Genomic DNA, 13894 nt, shown 5'->3' on the forward strand with positions numbered 1-13894 from the left:
GTTCTTGTGCGACTCAAAGCCGAGTCAGAATACCGTAACAGTTGCCAAGTGTACTGGGACAGATTGCAGAATACTCAACCATACAGCCGAGTAACAGCTACAGAATCAACGAACCAAGCGGCTACCGACGAACGCATAGGTGTGGAAGGGTGCCATGGGAGACCAATGGGGCTGCCGCTGTGGGAGATCCCTCAGCCCTTCGGGCTGGGGGGATCTCCCACAGATTGCGCAAGTCTGCATCAACGCGCCGGTGCGAGCTTGCCCTTGTCGTCGGAGAAGACGATTTCCACCCGGCGGTTCTGCGCCCGGCCACGCTCGGAGGCATTGGCGTCGATCGGATACTGGTCACCGTAGCCTTCGACCTGGATGCGCTTGTCGTCGACACCCAGGTCCACCAGCATATCGGCCACCGCTTGGGCGCGGTCGCGGGACAGCTTGAGGTTGTCTTGCGGCGCACCGGTGCTGTCGGTATAGCCTTCGACCCGCACCACCCGACGCGGGTTGAGCTGAAGGAACTGGACCAGCTTGAGCACGGTACGGCTGGCAGAGGTCTTGAGCTCTGCGCGACCGGTGTCGAACAGCACGTCCCCCAGGGTCATCACCAGGCCCCGGTCACTCTGCTCGGATGTCAGCGCAGCGATCTGCGCCTCGACCCACTTGCCTTGCTGCTGCACGCTGGCGAGCTTGGCTTCGCGCAGGGCCAACTGCAGGCGTTGACGTTCCAGGTCCAGCTTGGCCAGGCGCTCCTGGTTCGACGCCAGCTTGGCATGCTCACTGGCGATCTCGCTGTAGCGCTTGCTCAAGTAGGCATAGTGACGCACATCGGAACCGGTGCCGATATAGCTCGAAAGGCGCTCGGCGCGAGCCAGCGACTCGCCCGCGCGGATCACGTCCCGCGGTGCGCTGCGCAGTACGTCGGAATCATCCTTGACCTTCTGGAACGCGGCACTGGCCTCGTTCAGCGCAGACTCGCTGCGCTGGCTGGCACAGCCCTGCACCCCGACCAGTGCCAGCAGCGCCAGAGCGGCCATCGAAGACGTGCGCATCATGGCTGCACCTCCAGCTGCTTGCGCAGGCGCTTGACCCGCGACTGCAGCACATCGAGCTGCTCTTCGCTTTTCTGGGTCAGCACCCGTGCCTCGGCCAGGCGCGCATCCAGCTCGGCCTGTTCGGCACGCAGGCGGGCGTCGCGGTAGTCCTCGGTGAGCATGTCGCTCTTGGCCCGGGCCAGTTTGTCTTCAGCCAGCTTCAGTTCCGCCACCTGCTCGGTGGCACCGACGGCCCGCGCCTGCTCGAGGGCCTGCTCGGACAGACGCATCTGCTCGTTGGGCGCCGGGTCATTGGCACAGCCACCCAAGCCGAGCACGGCCAGGGCAAGGATCAGGGGTTGGGTTCTCACGCAATCTTCCTACTGTTTAGGGGCGTCCAGCGGCGCCTGCATCTGCGCCTTCCAGCGTTCGACATTACGCTGCAGCACGGCCTGGGACGCCCCGGAGATCGGCAATTCTGTCAGTTTTTTTGCCAGTTGTCCGCGCAGCCAGGCGTCATTGCAGGCCGAGTTGTGCGACACGGCGAGGTACAGGCCAGGGCGATCCACCGGCAGGCCGCGGGCTATCAGTTCATTGCCCAGGCCCAGGCCTTGGACCATGCCCATGCCGGCGTAGCGCCCGGCCAGCACGTAGTCGACCTGGCCCAGCACCAGCTGCTGGAAAGCCTGTGTCAGATTCTGCGCAGGCGTGAGCTTGAGTTGGGCCTTGGCGAACGCCTCGAACGCCGGGGTCAGGCGAGCCCGCTCGGAGAGGCTACCGCGGTATTGTGCAAGGTCGGCAGGACCATCGAACACCACGTTAGCGTCGTGCCGGGTCCAGACCAGGTATTCGTTGAGCTGCATGGGTGGGTGGATATAGTCCAGCGTGCTGAGCTGGTCGATCTGCATCGGTGTGTCGATCAACAGGTCCATGCGCCCGCTGCGCACTTCTTCCAAGGCCTGGTCGCGCTTGCCGGCGTGCAGCACCTCGACCGACACACCCAGCTCGGCGGCGACCTGGCGCAGCAGGTCGACGTTGGCGCCGATCAAGTGCTTGGGGTCCTTCGGGTCTTGCCAGGAATACGGCGGCGCATCCGGGCTACCGGTCGCCACCAGGCGTTCGCACTTGCCTGCCGCCATCGCCATGGGCGACAACAACGCCGCCATGCAAGCCAGCGCCCTGCCCGCTTTGCGAAACTCCATGCGTTACTCCTTGCAACCAGAAAAAATACGTCACCACATCCTGGGAAAGAAGGGGTGCCTCGCAGCCCATCACCGGCAAGCCGGCTCTCATAGAACAGGTGTAACCAATTGATTTTGCGAGGCCCTGTGGGAGCCGGCTTGCCGGCGATGGGCCCATAAAAAAACCCGGCACGAGGGCCGGGTTTCTTTATAAGTGAAGCAGGCGGATCAGACCAGCTTTTCCAGCTCCGGAACCGCTTCGAACAGGTCGGCGACCAGGCCATAATCGGCAACCTGGAAGATCGGCGCCTCTTCGTCCTTGTTGATCGCGACGATCACCTTGGAATCCTTCATGCCGGCCAAGTGCTGGATCGCGCCAGAGATACCGACGGCGATGTACAGCTGCGGGGCCACGATCTTGCCGGTCTGGCCGACCTGCATGTCGTTGGGCACGAAGCCTGCGTCGACCGCGGCACGCGAGGCACCGACGGCAGCGCCGAGCTTGTCGGCCAGCGCGTACAGGTGCTTGAAGTTGTCACCATTGCCCATGCCACGACCGCCGGACACGACGATCTTGGCAGCGGTCAGTTCAGGACGATCGGACTTGGCCAGCTCTTCGCCGACGAAGGCAGACTTGCCCGCGTCGTGAACGGCACCGACAGCCTCGACCGCCGCCGAGCCACCTTCGGCGGCCACGGCGTCGAAACCGGTGGCGCGAACGGTGATGACCTTGACCGCAGCGCTGGACTGCACGGTCGCGATGGCGTTACCGGCATAGATCGGGCGCTTGAAGGTATCGGCCGACTCGACCGCGATGATCTCGGAGATCTGGTCGACGTCCAGCAGCGCGGCAACGCGCGGCAGGATGTTCTTGCCATTGGTGGTGGCCGAGGCCAGTACATGGCTGTAGCCCTTGCCCAGCTCGGCCACCAGCGGTGCGACGTTTTCCGGCAGGGCGTGGGCGTAGGCAGCGTTGTCTGCGACCAGCACCTTGGCAACGCCGGCGATCTTGGCGGCAGCTTCGGCGACGCCACCGACGTTCTGGCCTGCGACCAGCACGTGGATATCACCACCGATCTTGGCGGCAGCGGCAACAGTGTTCAGGGTGGCCGGGGCAACGGCACCGTTTTCGTGTTCAGCGACAACCAGGATAGTCATTTAGATTACCTTCGCCTCGTTCTTCAGTTTCTCGACCAGTTCGGCCACCGACTTGACCTTGATGCCTGCGCTGCGAGCAGCCGGGGCTTCGACTTTCAGGGTCTTGGTGGTGGAAGCGGTGGAGACGCCCAGCGCGTCTGGAGTGACAGTCTCCAGCGGCTTCTTCTTGGCCTTCATGATGTTCGGCAGCGACGCGTAGCGCGGCTCGTTCAGACGCAGGTCGGTGGTGACGATCGCCGGCAGGTTCAGCGCGACGGTCTGCAGGCCGCCATCGATTTCGCGGGTCACGTTCAGTTTGTCGCCGGCGACTTCCACCTTGGAGGCGAAGGTGCCTTGCGCGTAGCCGGTCAGCGCAGCCAGCATCTGGCCGGTCTGGTTGTTGTCGCTGTCGATGGCTTGCTTGCCGAGGATGACCAGCTGCGGCTGCTCTTTGTCGACAAGGGCTTTGAGGGCCTTGGCCACGGCCAGGGAGTTCAGCTCTTCGGCAGTTTCGACCAGGATGGCGCGGTCTGCACCCAGGGCCAGGGCGGTACGCAGCTGCTCTTGGGCTGCGGTCGGGCCGACGGCAACGGCGACGATCTCAGTGGCCACGCCCTTCTCTTTCAGGCGTACGGCTTCTTCGACGGCGATCTCGCAGAAGGGGTTCATGGACATCTTGACGTTTGCAAGGTCGACGCCGGAGTTGTCCGCCTTGACGCGAACCTTGACGTTGTAGTCGACCACTCGTTTGACAGCTACAAGAACCTTCATGGATTCCTCGTTACTCTCCGGTGAAAAGAATGTCGCCTGGGGCGGGCCCGGCGATTGCGCGTGGGTACAAGGGCACCTCTAAAAACGTTCCTGGCTGCAAGGTATTTCTGTGACCGAACAGTCTTGTATCGACTCCACAGGCAAAACCCACGGGTCATTTCCTGTCGTGGCGTGTAGACTCCACTACAAAACCGGATTCGGCCCGAAAACCCTGCTCCACGCCTGGTCTTTAGGGGTGCGCCTGCGCCCGGCGGTCAGCCTACGGCGAGCGTAAAACCGCTCGTATCTTGACCGTAACACCCAATCCGGTCAATACGGCAAATCGGCCAGCCTCCAGCTGCGTCGCAGTGATTTTACTGGGCTCCGGCAAATTCAAACAAACGTTTGTATTGGACCCGCCAAGTGGTGTAGATATAATGCGCGGCCAAGACAAAGCGGTGTAGTCCGTCATCCACGAAGCTACAGCTTACACAGCCGTGCATGACCCTCCATCACCCAAAAAGACAAGACAAGCAACAGCGATGAGCCTTGAGTAGGAGAGAACCAGTGGAACGCGAATACATGGAATTCGACGTGGTCATCGTCGGCGCAGGCCCGGCGGGCCTGTCCGCCGCCTGCCGCCTGAAGCAGAAGGCCGCCGAAGCCGGTAACGAGATCAGCGTCTGCGTGGTCGAGAAAGGCTCTGAGGTGGGCGCCCACATCCTCTCCGGCGCGGTCTTCGAGCCCCGTGCCCTGAACGAGCTGTTCCCCGACTGGAAGGAGCTCGGTGCACCGCTGAACACCGAGGTCAAACGCGACGACATCTATGTGCTCAAGGATGCCGCCAGTTCGACCAAGGTCCCTGACCTGTTCGTGCCCAAGACCATGCACAACCAGGGCAACTACATCATTTCCCTGGGCAATCTGTGCCGCTGGCTGGCCCAGCAGGCCGAGAACCTGGGCGTCGAGATCTACCCGGGCTTCGCCGCCCAGGAAGCGCTGTTCGACGAGAACGGCGTGGTCCGCGGCATCATTACCGGTGACCTGGGTGTCGACCGCGAAGGCAACCCCAAGGACGGCCTGTACACCCCAGGCATGGAACTGCGCGCCAAGTACACCCTGTTCGCCGAAGGCTGCCGTGGCCACATCGGCAAGCAGCTGATCAAGCGCTTCAACCTCGACAGCGAAGCCGACGTGCAGCACTACGGCATCGGCCTGAAGGAAATCTGGGAAATCGACCCGGCCAAGCACGAGCAGGGCCTGGTGGTGCACACCGCTGGCTGGCCGCTGGATGTGATGAGCGCCGAGAACACCGGCGGTTCCTTCCTCTATCACCTGGAAAACAACCAGGTGGTGGTCGGCCTGATCGTCGACCTCTCCTACGCCAACCCGTACCTGTCGCCCTTCGACGAGTTCCAGCGCCTGAAGCACCACCCGGTGATCAGCCAGTACCTCGAAGGCGGCAAGCGCATCAGCTATGGTGCCCGCGCCATCTGCAAGGGCGGCCTGAACTCGCTGCCGAAGATGGTATTCAATGGCGGCGCGCTGATCGGTTGCGACCTGGGCACCCTGAACTTCGCCAAGATCAAGGGCAGCCACACTGCGATGAAATCCGGCATGCTCGCTGCCGACGCGGTGGCCGATGCCCTGCTCGCCGGCGGCGAAGGTGGCGATACGCTCGACAGCTATGTCAGCGCCTTCAAGGCCAGCTGGCTGTACGAAGAGCTGTACGCCAGCCGCAACTTCGGCCCGGCCATGCACAAGTTCGGCCCGATCCTCGGCGCGGCCTTCAACTATGTCGACCAGAACTGGTTCGGCGGCAAGCTGCCGTTCACCCTGCACGACACCAAGCCGGACTACGCCTGCCTGAAGCTGGCCGCCGACGCGAAGAAGATCGACTACCCGAAACCGGACGGAAAGCTCAGCTTCGACAAGCTCAGCTCGGTATTCCTCTCCAGCACCAACCATGAAGAGGAACAACCCTGCCACCTGAAGCTGGCTGACCCGAACGTGCCGATCGCCAGCAACCTGCCGCTGTACGACGAACCGGCCCAGCGCTACTGCCCGGCGGGCGTGTACGAGGTGGTCACCCAGGAAGACGGCAGCAAGCGCTTCCAGATCAACGCGCAGAACTGCGTGCACTGCAAGACCTGCGACATCAAGGACCCAGCCCAGAACATCACCTGGGTCACTCCTGAAGGCGCAGGCGGGCCGAACTACCCGAACATGTAAACACCCTGCCCTCGCGGCCACGAAAAGCCCCCGATTTCGGGGGCTTTTTTTATGGCCTTAGAAGTGTTCGTCGTGAAAGGTTCGGCGCCTGTGAGATCGCGCGCCGCACGGGCGGCGCGCGATCTACGCATCACCTCAAACCCCAAGATAGGCACCCACCACCCTACTCATCTTCCGACAAGCCCATACCCTTCCCTACATTCCGTGAAGAACCTCATTTGTCACCACACATGATCGGCACCGGTTCAGCGGCAACGCCCAGCGATTCGCGGCGCCCGAAATACCAGGCGGTGAGCGCACCGACCAGGCCCATCAGCAGACAAAAGCCGACACACACCCAGGGGCTCCATGGCATCAACGCAATCAATGCCAACGGGGTAGTGCTGGCCCACAGGGCATAGGCGACGTTGTAGGTGAACGAAATGCCGGACACGCGGATCTGCGCAGGGAACAACCCGACCATCACCGACGGCACCACCCCGACCACGCCACAGCACAACCCGGCCAACGCATAGGCCAGCCAGATCCAGCCCGCCTGCCCGACCAGGCTGGCGTACAGCGCGCCAATGCCCAGGGGCAGCAACAGGCTGTAGAGCATCAGCGCACGCCAGGCGCCGATGCGGTCGACCAGCATTCCCGCCAGCACGCAGCCGATATTGAGGAACACGATGCCCACGCTGCTCAAGGCGAAGGTATGCCCGGCAGCGATGCCGAAGCGTTGCTGCATGACGGTCGGCGTAATGACCACCAGCACCACCACCGCCGAGGTCAGCACGCACGTCAGCAGCGCCGCCGGGATCAGTGCCCGGCGATGCTCGCCCAGCACACTGCGCAGCGGGAAGGCCACCGGCTGTTCCTGGCGCTCGCGCAGGGCCAGGAACACCGGGGTTTCGCTCAGCCAGCGGCGCAGCCACACGCCAACGACGCCGAACACGCCACCCAGCAGGAATGGGTAGCGCCAGGCATAGTCGAGAATCTCCTGCGGGCTGTACACCTGCGCCAGCAAGGTCGCGGTCAGGGCGCCGAGCAGGTAGCCGAACGTCAGCCCGGCCTGCAGGAACCCCAGGGCATAGCCACGCCGGCCTTGGGGTGCGTGCTCGGCGACGAAGGTCCAGGCGCTGGGTACCTCGCCGCCCACCGCCGCACCCTGGAGGATACGCAAGGCCAGCAGGATCAGCGGCGCGGCATAGCCGATGTCGGCATAGGTCGGCATCACCCCGATCAGCAGGCAGGGCAAGGCCATCATCAGGATGCTCAGGCTGAACACCCGCTTGCGCCCCAGGTGGTCGGCGAAGTGGGCCATGAGGATGCCGCCCAGGGGCCGGGCCAGGTAACCGGTGACGAAAATCCCGAAGCTCTGCAGCAGCCGCAGCCACTCGGGCATTTCCGGGGGGAAAAACAGCTGGCTCAAGGTCAGGGCAAAGAACACGAAGATGATGAAATCGTAGATTTCCAGCGCGCCGCCCAGCGCCGCCAGGCCCAGGGTCCTGTGGTCGCCGCGGCTGAACCGGGGCGGGCGGGCGGTATCGATGGCTGTCATGGCAAGGTTCCACAGATCGGCAAAGGGCAAGAGGATAACAAATGCCCGCGGCCAGCCCCACGCGACTCAGGTCGAGCGGCTGAACACCGTGCGGCCGAAGTTCATCCGTCGGCTGGAACCGAGCGCGTCACGGGGCAACCCTGGCGGCAGGAGCACCTGCCCCACCAGGGCGGGCTCATCGATGATCGCCATGAACGATTGCAAGGCTTCGTCGTCCGGTACCTGGGGCAGGCTGACACTGACAGCCTGGCGCTGCGCCCGGGGTACCGCAGGCAGCTTCGGGTGCTGGGAGTGGTACAACAGCGCATGCTGGATCTGCGCGCTGCAACGGCAGAACCGCACCAGGTCGACGCCGGCGTGGCTGGCCAGCTCGATGCTGCCGATCAGCAGGTGGAATGGCTGCAGCGCACTTTGCACCAGGCGCTGCAGGTCTTCGAAGCTCTCTACGGGGGCGATGCGGTAATAGCCCAGGCCATTGAGCATCTTTTCCAGCTGCAGGCGCTGGCACGGATGCTCATCGGCAATGAGGATGCGCAGGGTCTTGTTTGGCATCGTCTGGACCTGGGCAACAAGGTGTTGAGGGAAATTCCCTGACCATTACTGCGCCAGTTGAGGCAACCGCCAGAACGGTGCGGGCGGGGGTCTTTCTTGATAGTTGTCGTGAAACGGGGAGAAATCAAGTCGCCGACAGGGGGAATTTTCGAGCTGCTTCCCAGGGTGTAACAGGGCTGATACGCCTGCTCGCAGGCACCTCAGGATTCCCATTGGCGCATGCGCACGCGGCAGTGTTTCATGGCGTTGACGATGTGCTTTTCCACCAGGCTGCGGGAGATGCCCAGGCGCTCGGCGATTTGCTGATGCGACAGGCCTTCGAGCTTGCGTAACAGGAAGCTGTCCCGGCACGGCCCGCTGAGCTCGTCCAGAGCCCGCTGCATCAATTCCAGGCGCTGGTCCAGCTGCATGCGCTGGGACAACCCCGGCCCATGCCAGCGCTCGTCGGTGTCGAGCACTTCCAGCGGCTCGGCCTGACGCACCTGATGGCGCCGGTGGCGATCGACCACCAGGTTCAAGGCGGTGCGGTAGAGAAAAGCGCGCGGGTGTTCGATGCGCTGCGCGTCGGTCCGCTCCAGCACCCTCAGGTAGGCATCATGGGCGACATCCTCCGCCGCCTGGCGATTGCCCAGGCGCGCGCAAAGGAAACTCACCAGCTCACGATAGTAATGTTCCACGACGGTACCTGGCATTTCCCTGCTCGACACTAGTAGACCGGCCCACGGGACAGCGTGATATCAGCGCGGCATCTTACAAATTATAATGATTCTCAGCAACAGCGAGCCCCTCGGTTAAATCCCGCCACCTGGCCTTCGTCTATCGGTGACCTCCTTGCGCACCCTGATTGGCGGCGCATGGCCATTACTCCTGGCTGGAAGTTCCCATGAGACGTTTGACCATCACCCGCCGTCGCATCTTGTTCGGTGGCCTGGGCCTGCTTGGCCTGGGTGGCCTGCTGGCCTGGAAGACCCTGCCCTTCGGCGCACAGCCGGTGAGCACCGTGGCCGTCACCCGCGCCGACATCGAAAGCAGCGTGACCGCCCTGGGCACACTGCAGCCACGGCGCTATGTCGATGTAGGCGCCCAGGCCTCCGGGCAGATCCGCAAACTGCACGTGGAAGTGGGCGAGGCCGTGCGCCAGGGCCAACTGCTGGTGGAGATCGACCCTTCCACCCAGCAGGCCAGGCTCGACGCCGGGCGCTTTTCGATCGACAACCTCAAGGCCCAGCTGGCCGAACAACGCGCCCAGTACCAGTTGGCCAGCCAGCAGTACAAGCGCCAGCGCGACCTGGCCGCCGCCGGTGCCACACGGGCCGAGGACCTGCAGGCGGCACAGGCCCAACTCAAGGTGACCCAGGCCCGCATCGACATGTACCAGGCGCAGATTCGCCAGGCCCAGGCCAGCCTGCGCAGCGACGAGGCCGAGCTGGGCTACACGCGCATCTATGCGCCCATGGCCGGGACCGTGGTAGCGGTGGATGCCCGGGAAGGCCAGACTCTCAACGCCCAACAGCAGACCCCGTTGATCCTGCGCATCGCCAAGCTCTCGCCGATGACCGTCTGGGCCCAAGTCTCGGAGGCCGACATCGGTAAGGTCCAACCCGGTATGACCGCCTATTTCACCACCCTGGCCGGCGGCAAGCGGCGCTGGACCAGCACCGTCCGGCAGATCCTGCCGATCCCACCCAAGCCATTGGACCAGGCCAACCAGGGTGGCGGCAGCCCGGCCAGCGCCGGCACCACCGGCAGCAAGGTGGTGCAGTACACCGTACTGCTGGATGTCGACAACCCCGATGGTGCGCTGATGGCGGAGATGACCACCCAGGTGTTCTTCGTCGCAGGCCAGGCCCGGCAGGTCCTTACCGCGCCTTTGGCCGCCCTGGAGGATACCGCCGGGGATGACCTGCGCCTGGCTCAGGTGTTGGGCCGCGATGGCAAGGTCGAACAGCGCCAGGTGCGCACGGGGCTGAGCGACCGCTTGCGGGTGCAGATCCTCGACGGCCTGCGCGAAGGCGAGCACCTGGTCATCGGCGCGCCAGCCGCCAGCGGAGGTTGAATGCCAGCGCCATTGATCGAACTGACCGATATCCGCAAGACCTACGGCGGCATCGATACCCCTGAGGTCGAGGTATTGCGGGGCATCAGCCTGAGCATCCATCCCGGCGAGTTCGTCGCTATCGTCGGCGCCTCAGGCTCAGGCAAGTCGACCTTGATGAACATTCTTGGCTGCCTCGACCGCCCTTCCAGCGGCCGCTACCGTTTCGCCGGCAAGGACGTCGCCGAGCTCGACGGCGACGAGCTGGCCTGGTTGCGCCGCGAGGCCTTCGGTTTCGTGTTCCAGGGCTACCACCTGATCTCGTCCGGCTCGGCCCAGGAGAACGTCGAGATGCCGGCCATCTATGCCGGCACCCCGGCCGCCCAACGCCATGCGCGCGCCGCGGCACTGCTCGAACGCCTGGGCCTGGCCAGCCGTACCGGCAACCGCCCGCACCAGCTGTCCGGCGGCCAGCAGCAGCGGGTGTCGATTGCCAGGGCCCTGATGAACGGCGGCCACATTATCCTTGCCGATGAGCCCACCGGCGCCCTGGACAGCCACAGCGGCGCCGAGGTCATGGCGTTGCTCGACGAGCTGGCCAGCCAGGGCCATGTGATCATCCTCATCACCCACGACCGCGAGGTGGCGGCGCGTGCGCACCGGGTCATCGAGATCCGCGATGGCCTCAAGACCAGCGACTCGGTGTCAGGAGCAGGCCTTGGCGACACCCGCCCTGGCGTGCAGGCCGACGAGCTGCGCCAGCGCCTGGACCGCGGCGCCACCCAGCGCGGCGCCTGGAAGGGGGAACTGCTCGAGGCATTGCAGGCCGCATGGCGAATGATGTGGATCAACCGCTTCCGCACGGCCCTGACCCTGCTCGGCATCGTCATCGGCGTCGCCTCGGTGGTGGTGATGCTCGCCGTGGGCGAAGGCAGCAAGCGCCAAGTCATGGCGCAGATGGCAGCGTTCGGCTCGAACATTCTCTACCTCAACGGCAAGCCGGCGAGCCTGGGCGAACCGGCGGGTATCGTCACCCTCGATGACGTCGCCGCGATCGGCGAGCTGCCGCAGGTCAAGCGCATCATGCCGGTGATCGGCGAGAAACTGATGGTGCGCCATGGCAACAACAGCCAGCAGTTCTATGTCGGCGGCAACAACACCTGGTTCCCCGAAATCTTCAACTGGCCGGTGGTCGAAGGCAGCTTCTTCAGCGAAGCCGACGAAGCCAGCGGCGCAGCGGTGGCCGTGATCGGCCAGAAGGTGCGCGAGAAGATGCTCGACAGCCAGCGCGACCCGCTCGGCCAGTACTTGCTCATCGGCAACGTGCCGTTCCAGGTGGTCGGCATCCTTGCCGGCAAGGGCGCCAGCTCGGGCGACCAGGACAGCGACGGGCGCATCGTGGTGCCGTACTCGGCTGCGGCCATCCGCCTGTTCGGCCGCTACGAGCCCGAATACGTCACCATCGCCGCCCTGGATTCCTCACGAGTCAACGACACCGAGGCCGCCATCGACCGGCTGCTGCGCCAGCGCCACCAAGGCAAGCAGGATTTCGAGCTGACCAATGACGCCGCACTGATCCAGGCCGAGGCGCGCACGCAGAACAGCCTGTCGTTGATGCTCGGCGCCATCGCCGCCATCTCGTTGCTGGTGGGCGGCATCGGCGTGATGAACATCATGCTCATGACCGTGCGCGAGCGTACCCGCGAGATCGGCATACGCATGGCCACCGGGGCACGCCAGCGCGACATCCTGCGCCAGTTCCTCAGCGAGGCGGTGATGCTGTCGATGGTCGGCGGCGTGACCGGCATCGTGCTCGCCCTGTGTCTCGGCGGCGTGTTGATGCTCGCCGAGATCGCCGTGGCCTTCGCCCTACCTGCCATCCTCGGCGCCTTCGCCTGCGCCGTCATCACCGGCGTGGTGTTCGGCTTCATGCCGGCCCGCAAGGCTGCCCGCCTCGACCCGGTCAAAGCCCTTACCAGCGTGTGACCCATGACATTGCCAACCCGCATCAGCCTATTGACCCTGAGCCTGGCCCTGGCGGCCTGCAGCTCCCAGCCACCGCCCGGTGCCGGCATCACCCCACCGGCGAGCTGGCAGGCCGATACCTTCGATACCGCCCTACCCTTGCCGGACGCTGCCTGGTGGCAGGCCTTCGCCAGCCCGGAGCTGGGGCGCCTGATCGAACGTGCCCGTCACAATAGCCATGACCTGGCCGCGGCCAGCGCACGGGTACGCCAGGCCCAGGCCCGGGCCGTGGTCGCTGGCGCCCCGTTGCTGCCAGAACTGCAAATGCGCCTGGACGGCAGCCGTCAGCACCGGCTGCGCGGCGATGGCAACGACCTGCTCGACACCAGCAGCAGCGAACGCACCCGCACCACCTTCGGCACGCGCCTGAGCGCCAGTTACGAGATCGACTTCTGGGGCGGCCTGCGCGCGGCACGCGACAGTGCTTTGCATGCGCTCGACGCCAGCCGCTTCGATCGCCAGACGGTCGAGTTGACGCTTACCAGCGCGGTGGCCGACACCTACCTGCTCGGCGTGGCCTTGCAGGAGCGGCTGCGCATCGCCCGCCTGAATCTGGCGAACGCCCGTGATGTGCTGCGCCTGGTCGAAGCACGCGAACGTTCAGGCTCGGCCACCCGCCTCGAGCTGGCCCAGCAACGCAGCCTGGTCGCAGCCCAAGAGCGGCAGCTGCCGCTGCTCGAGCAGCAATGGCAAGACAGCCGCGTGACCCTCGCCACCCTGCTTGGCGACCCGGTGCAGCGACTGCCGGCCAGCGCCGAGTCAATCCTCGCCCTGCAATGGCCACGGATCGGCAGCGGCGTGCCCAGCGACCTGCTCGGCCGACGCCCCGACATCGCCGCCGCCGAGGCGCGCCTGGCGGCCGCCAACGCCAACGTGCAGGTTGCCCGGGCCGCCATGCTGCCTCAATTCAAGCTCGGTGCTGAACTGGGCAGTGGTGCGCGGACCTTCGCCGATATCCTCGACAGCCCGTTCTACACCCTGACCGCCGGGCTGCTCGCACCGGTCTTCGACAATGGTCGCCTGCGCGCCTCCCGAGACCTGGCTCGCGCCGAACGGCAAGAGCTGCTGGAAAACTACCGCAGCAGCATCCTGGCCGGCTTCTCGGACGTCGAGCAGGCCCTCAACGCCATCCACGGCGTGGACCGCCAACGCCAATGGCAAGACGAGGAAGTGCGCCAGGCGCGCATCGCCTTCGAGCTGGCCCAGCAACGCTATGGCGCAGGTGCCGAGACCCTGCTCAGCGTGCTCCAGACCCAGCGCACCTTGTACGACGCCCAGGACCAGCAGGCGCAGCTGCGCCTGGCCCGGCTGCAGGGCAGCGTGGCGCTGTACAAGGCCTTGGGCGGTGGCTGGCAGGTTCAAGCCGGATCTGCGCCGCCCCTGTGAGCGGGCTTGCCCCGCGAAAGGGGCGCAA

At 64.9% G+C, this 13894-nt stretch carries 12 protein-coding genes; 4 read left to right on the forward strand and 8 right to left on the reverse strand.

The genetic code is table 11. From position 1 onward, the window contains the following. Positions 1-239: 239 nt before the first annotated feature. From IRZ56_RS15365 to IRZ56_RS15385, 5 genes are all read right to left on the reverse strand, one after another. Positions 240-1049 (reverse strand): OmpA family protein, encoded by an 810-nt coding sequence (locus IRZ56_RS15365; protein WP_196145703.1) that lies wholly within the window; start codon positions 1047-1049, stop codon positions 240-242. After that, positions 1046-1399, reverse strand: coding sequence for a DUF4398 domain-containing protein (locus IRZ56_RS15370; protein ID WP_196145704.1), 354 nt, complete (start codon positions 1397-1399; stop codon positions 1046-1048). The genes IRZ56_RS15365 and IRZ56_RS15370 overlap by 4 nt, the downstream gene beginning before the upstream one ends. A 9-nt stretch (positions 1400-1408) precedes the next feature. Continuing rightward, positions 1409-2230 carry a substrate-binding periplasmic protein gene (locus IRZ56_RS15375; protein WP_196145705.1) on the reverse strand — a complete coding sequence of 274 codons (822 nt, stop codon included), beginning with the start codon at positions 2228-2230 and terminating at the stop codon, positions 1409-1411. Between the two features lie 207 nt (positions 2231-2437). Beyond that, positions 2438-3367 (reverse strand): electron transfer flavoprotein subunit alpha/FixB family protein, encoded by a 930-nt coding sequence (locus tag IRZ56_RS15380; RefSeq protein WP_196145706.1) that lies wholly within the window; start codon positions 3365-3367, stop codon positions 2438-2440. After that, positions 3368-4117, reverse strand: coding sequence for an electron transfer flavoprotein subunit beta/FixA family protein (locus IRZ56_RS15385; RefSeq protein WP_196145707.1), 750 nt, complete (start codon positions 4115-4117; stop codon positions 3368-3370). It abuts the gene before it with no gap. 546 nt (positions 4118-4663) lie between these two features. On the opposite strand from IRZ56_RS15385, the gene IRZ56_RS15390 reads away from it, so the two are divergent. Continuing rightward, positions 4664-6328 (forward strand): electron transfer flavoprotein-ubiquinone oxidoreductase, encoded by a 1665-nt coding sequence (locus IRZ56_RS15390; RefSeq protein ID WP_196145708.1) that lies wholly within the window; start codon positions 4664-4666, stop codon positions 6326-6328. 214 nt (positions 6329-6542) lie between these two features. Here the strand turns inward: IRZ56_RS15390 and IRZ56_RS15395 are convergent, their stop codons facing one another. The 3 genes from IRZ56_RS15395 to IRZ56_RS15405 form a co-directional block, all read right to left on the reverse strand. Beyond that, positions 6543-7868 carry an MFS transporter gene (locus IRZ56_RS15395; RefSeq protein WP_196145709.1) on the reverse strand — a complete coding sequence of 442 codons (1326 nt, stop codon included), beginning with the start codon at positions 7866-7868 and terminating at the stop codon, positions 6543-6545. Positions 7869-7934: 66 nt separating this feature from the next. Further along, positions 7935-8420: a histidine kinase gene (locus tag IRZ56_RS15400; RefSeq protein WP_196145710.1), complete on the reverse strand. Its 486-nt coding sequence runs from the start codon at positions 8418-8420 to the stop codon at positions 7935-7937. A gap of 200 nt (positions 8421-8620) precedes the next feature. Next, entirely contained in the window at positions 8621-9097 is a 477-nt protein-coding gene (locus IRZ56_RS15405; protein WP_196145734.1) for a sigma-70 family RNA polymerase sigma factor, read from the reverse strand. Positions 9098-9303: 206 nt separating this feature from the next. Between IRZ56_RS15405 and IRZ56_RS15410 the strand changes: the two genes are divergently transcribed. The 3 genes from IRZ56_RS15410 to IRZ56_RS15420 are packed head-to-tail and all read left to right on the forward strand — an operon-like array spanning position 9304 to position 13866. Continuing rightward, on the forward strand, positions 9304-10476 hold the full coding sequence (locus tag IRZ56_RS15410) for an efflux RND transporter periplasmic adaptor subunit (protein WP_196145711.1): 1173 nt from the start codon (positions 9304-9306) through the stop codon (positions 10474-10476). Then, on the forward strand, positions 10477-12441 hold the full coding sequence (locus IRZ56_RS15415; RefSeq protein ID WP_196145712.1) for a MacB family efflux pump subunit: 1965 nt from the start codon (positions 10477-10479) through the stop codon (positions 12439-12441). A 3-nt stretch (positions 12442-12444) separates the two neighbouring features. Then, positions 12445-13866 (forward strand): efflux transporter outer membrane subunit, encoded by a 1422-nt coding sequence (locus tag IRZ56_RS15420; protein ID WP_196145713.1) that lies wholly within the window; start codon positions 12445-12447, stop codon positions 13864-13866. Positions 13867-13894 lie beyond the last annotated feature (28 nt).

Origin of the sequence: Pseudomonas guariconensis (assembly GCF_015680235.1) — a bacterium.
GTDB classification, from domain to species: domain Bacteria; phylum Pseudomonadota; class Gammaproteobacteria; order Pseudomonadales; family Pseudomonadaceae; genus Aquipseudomonas; species Aquipseudomonas guariconensis_A.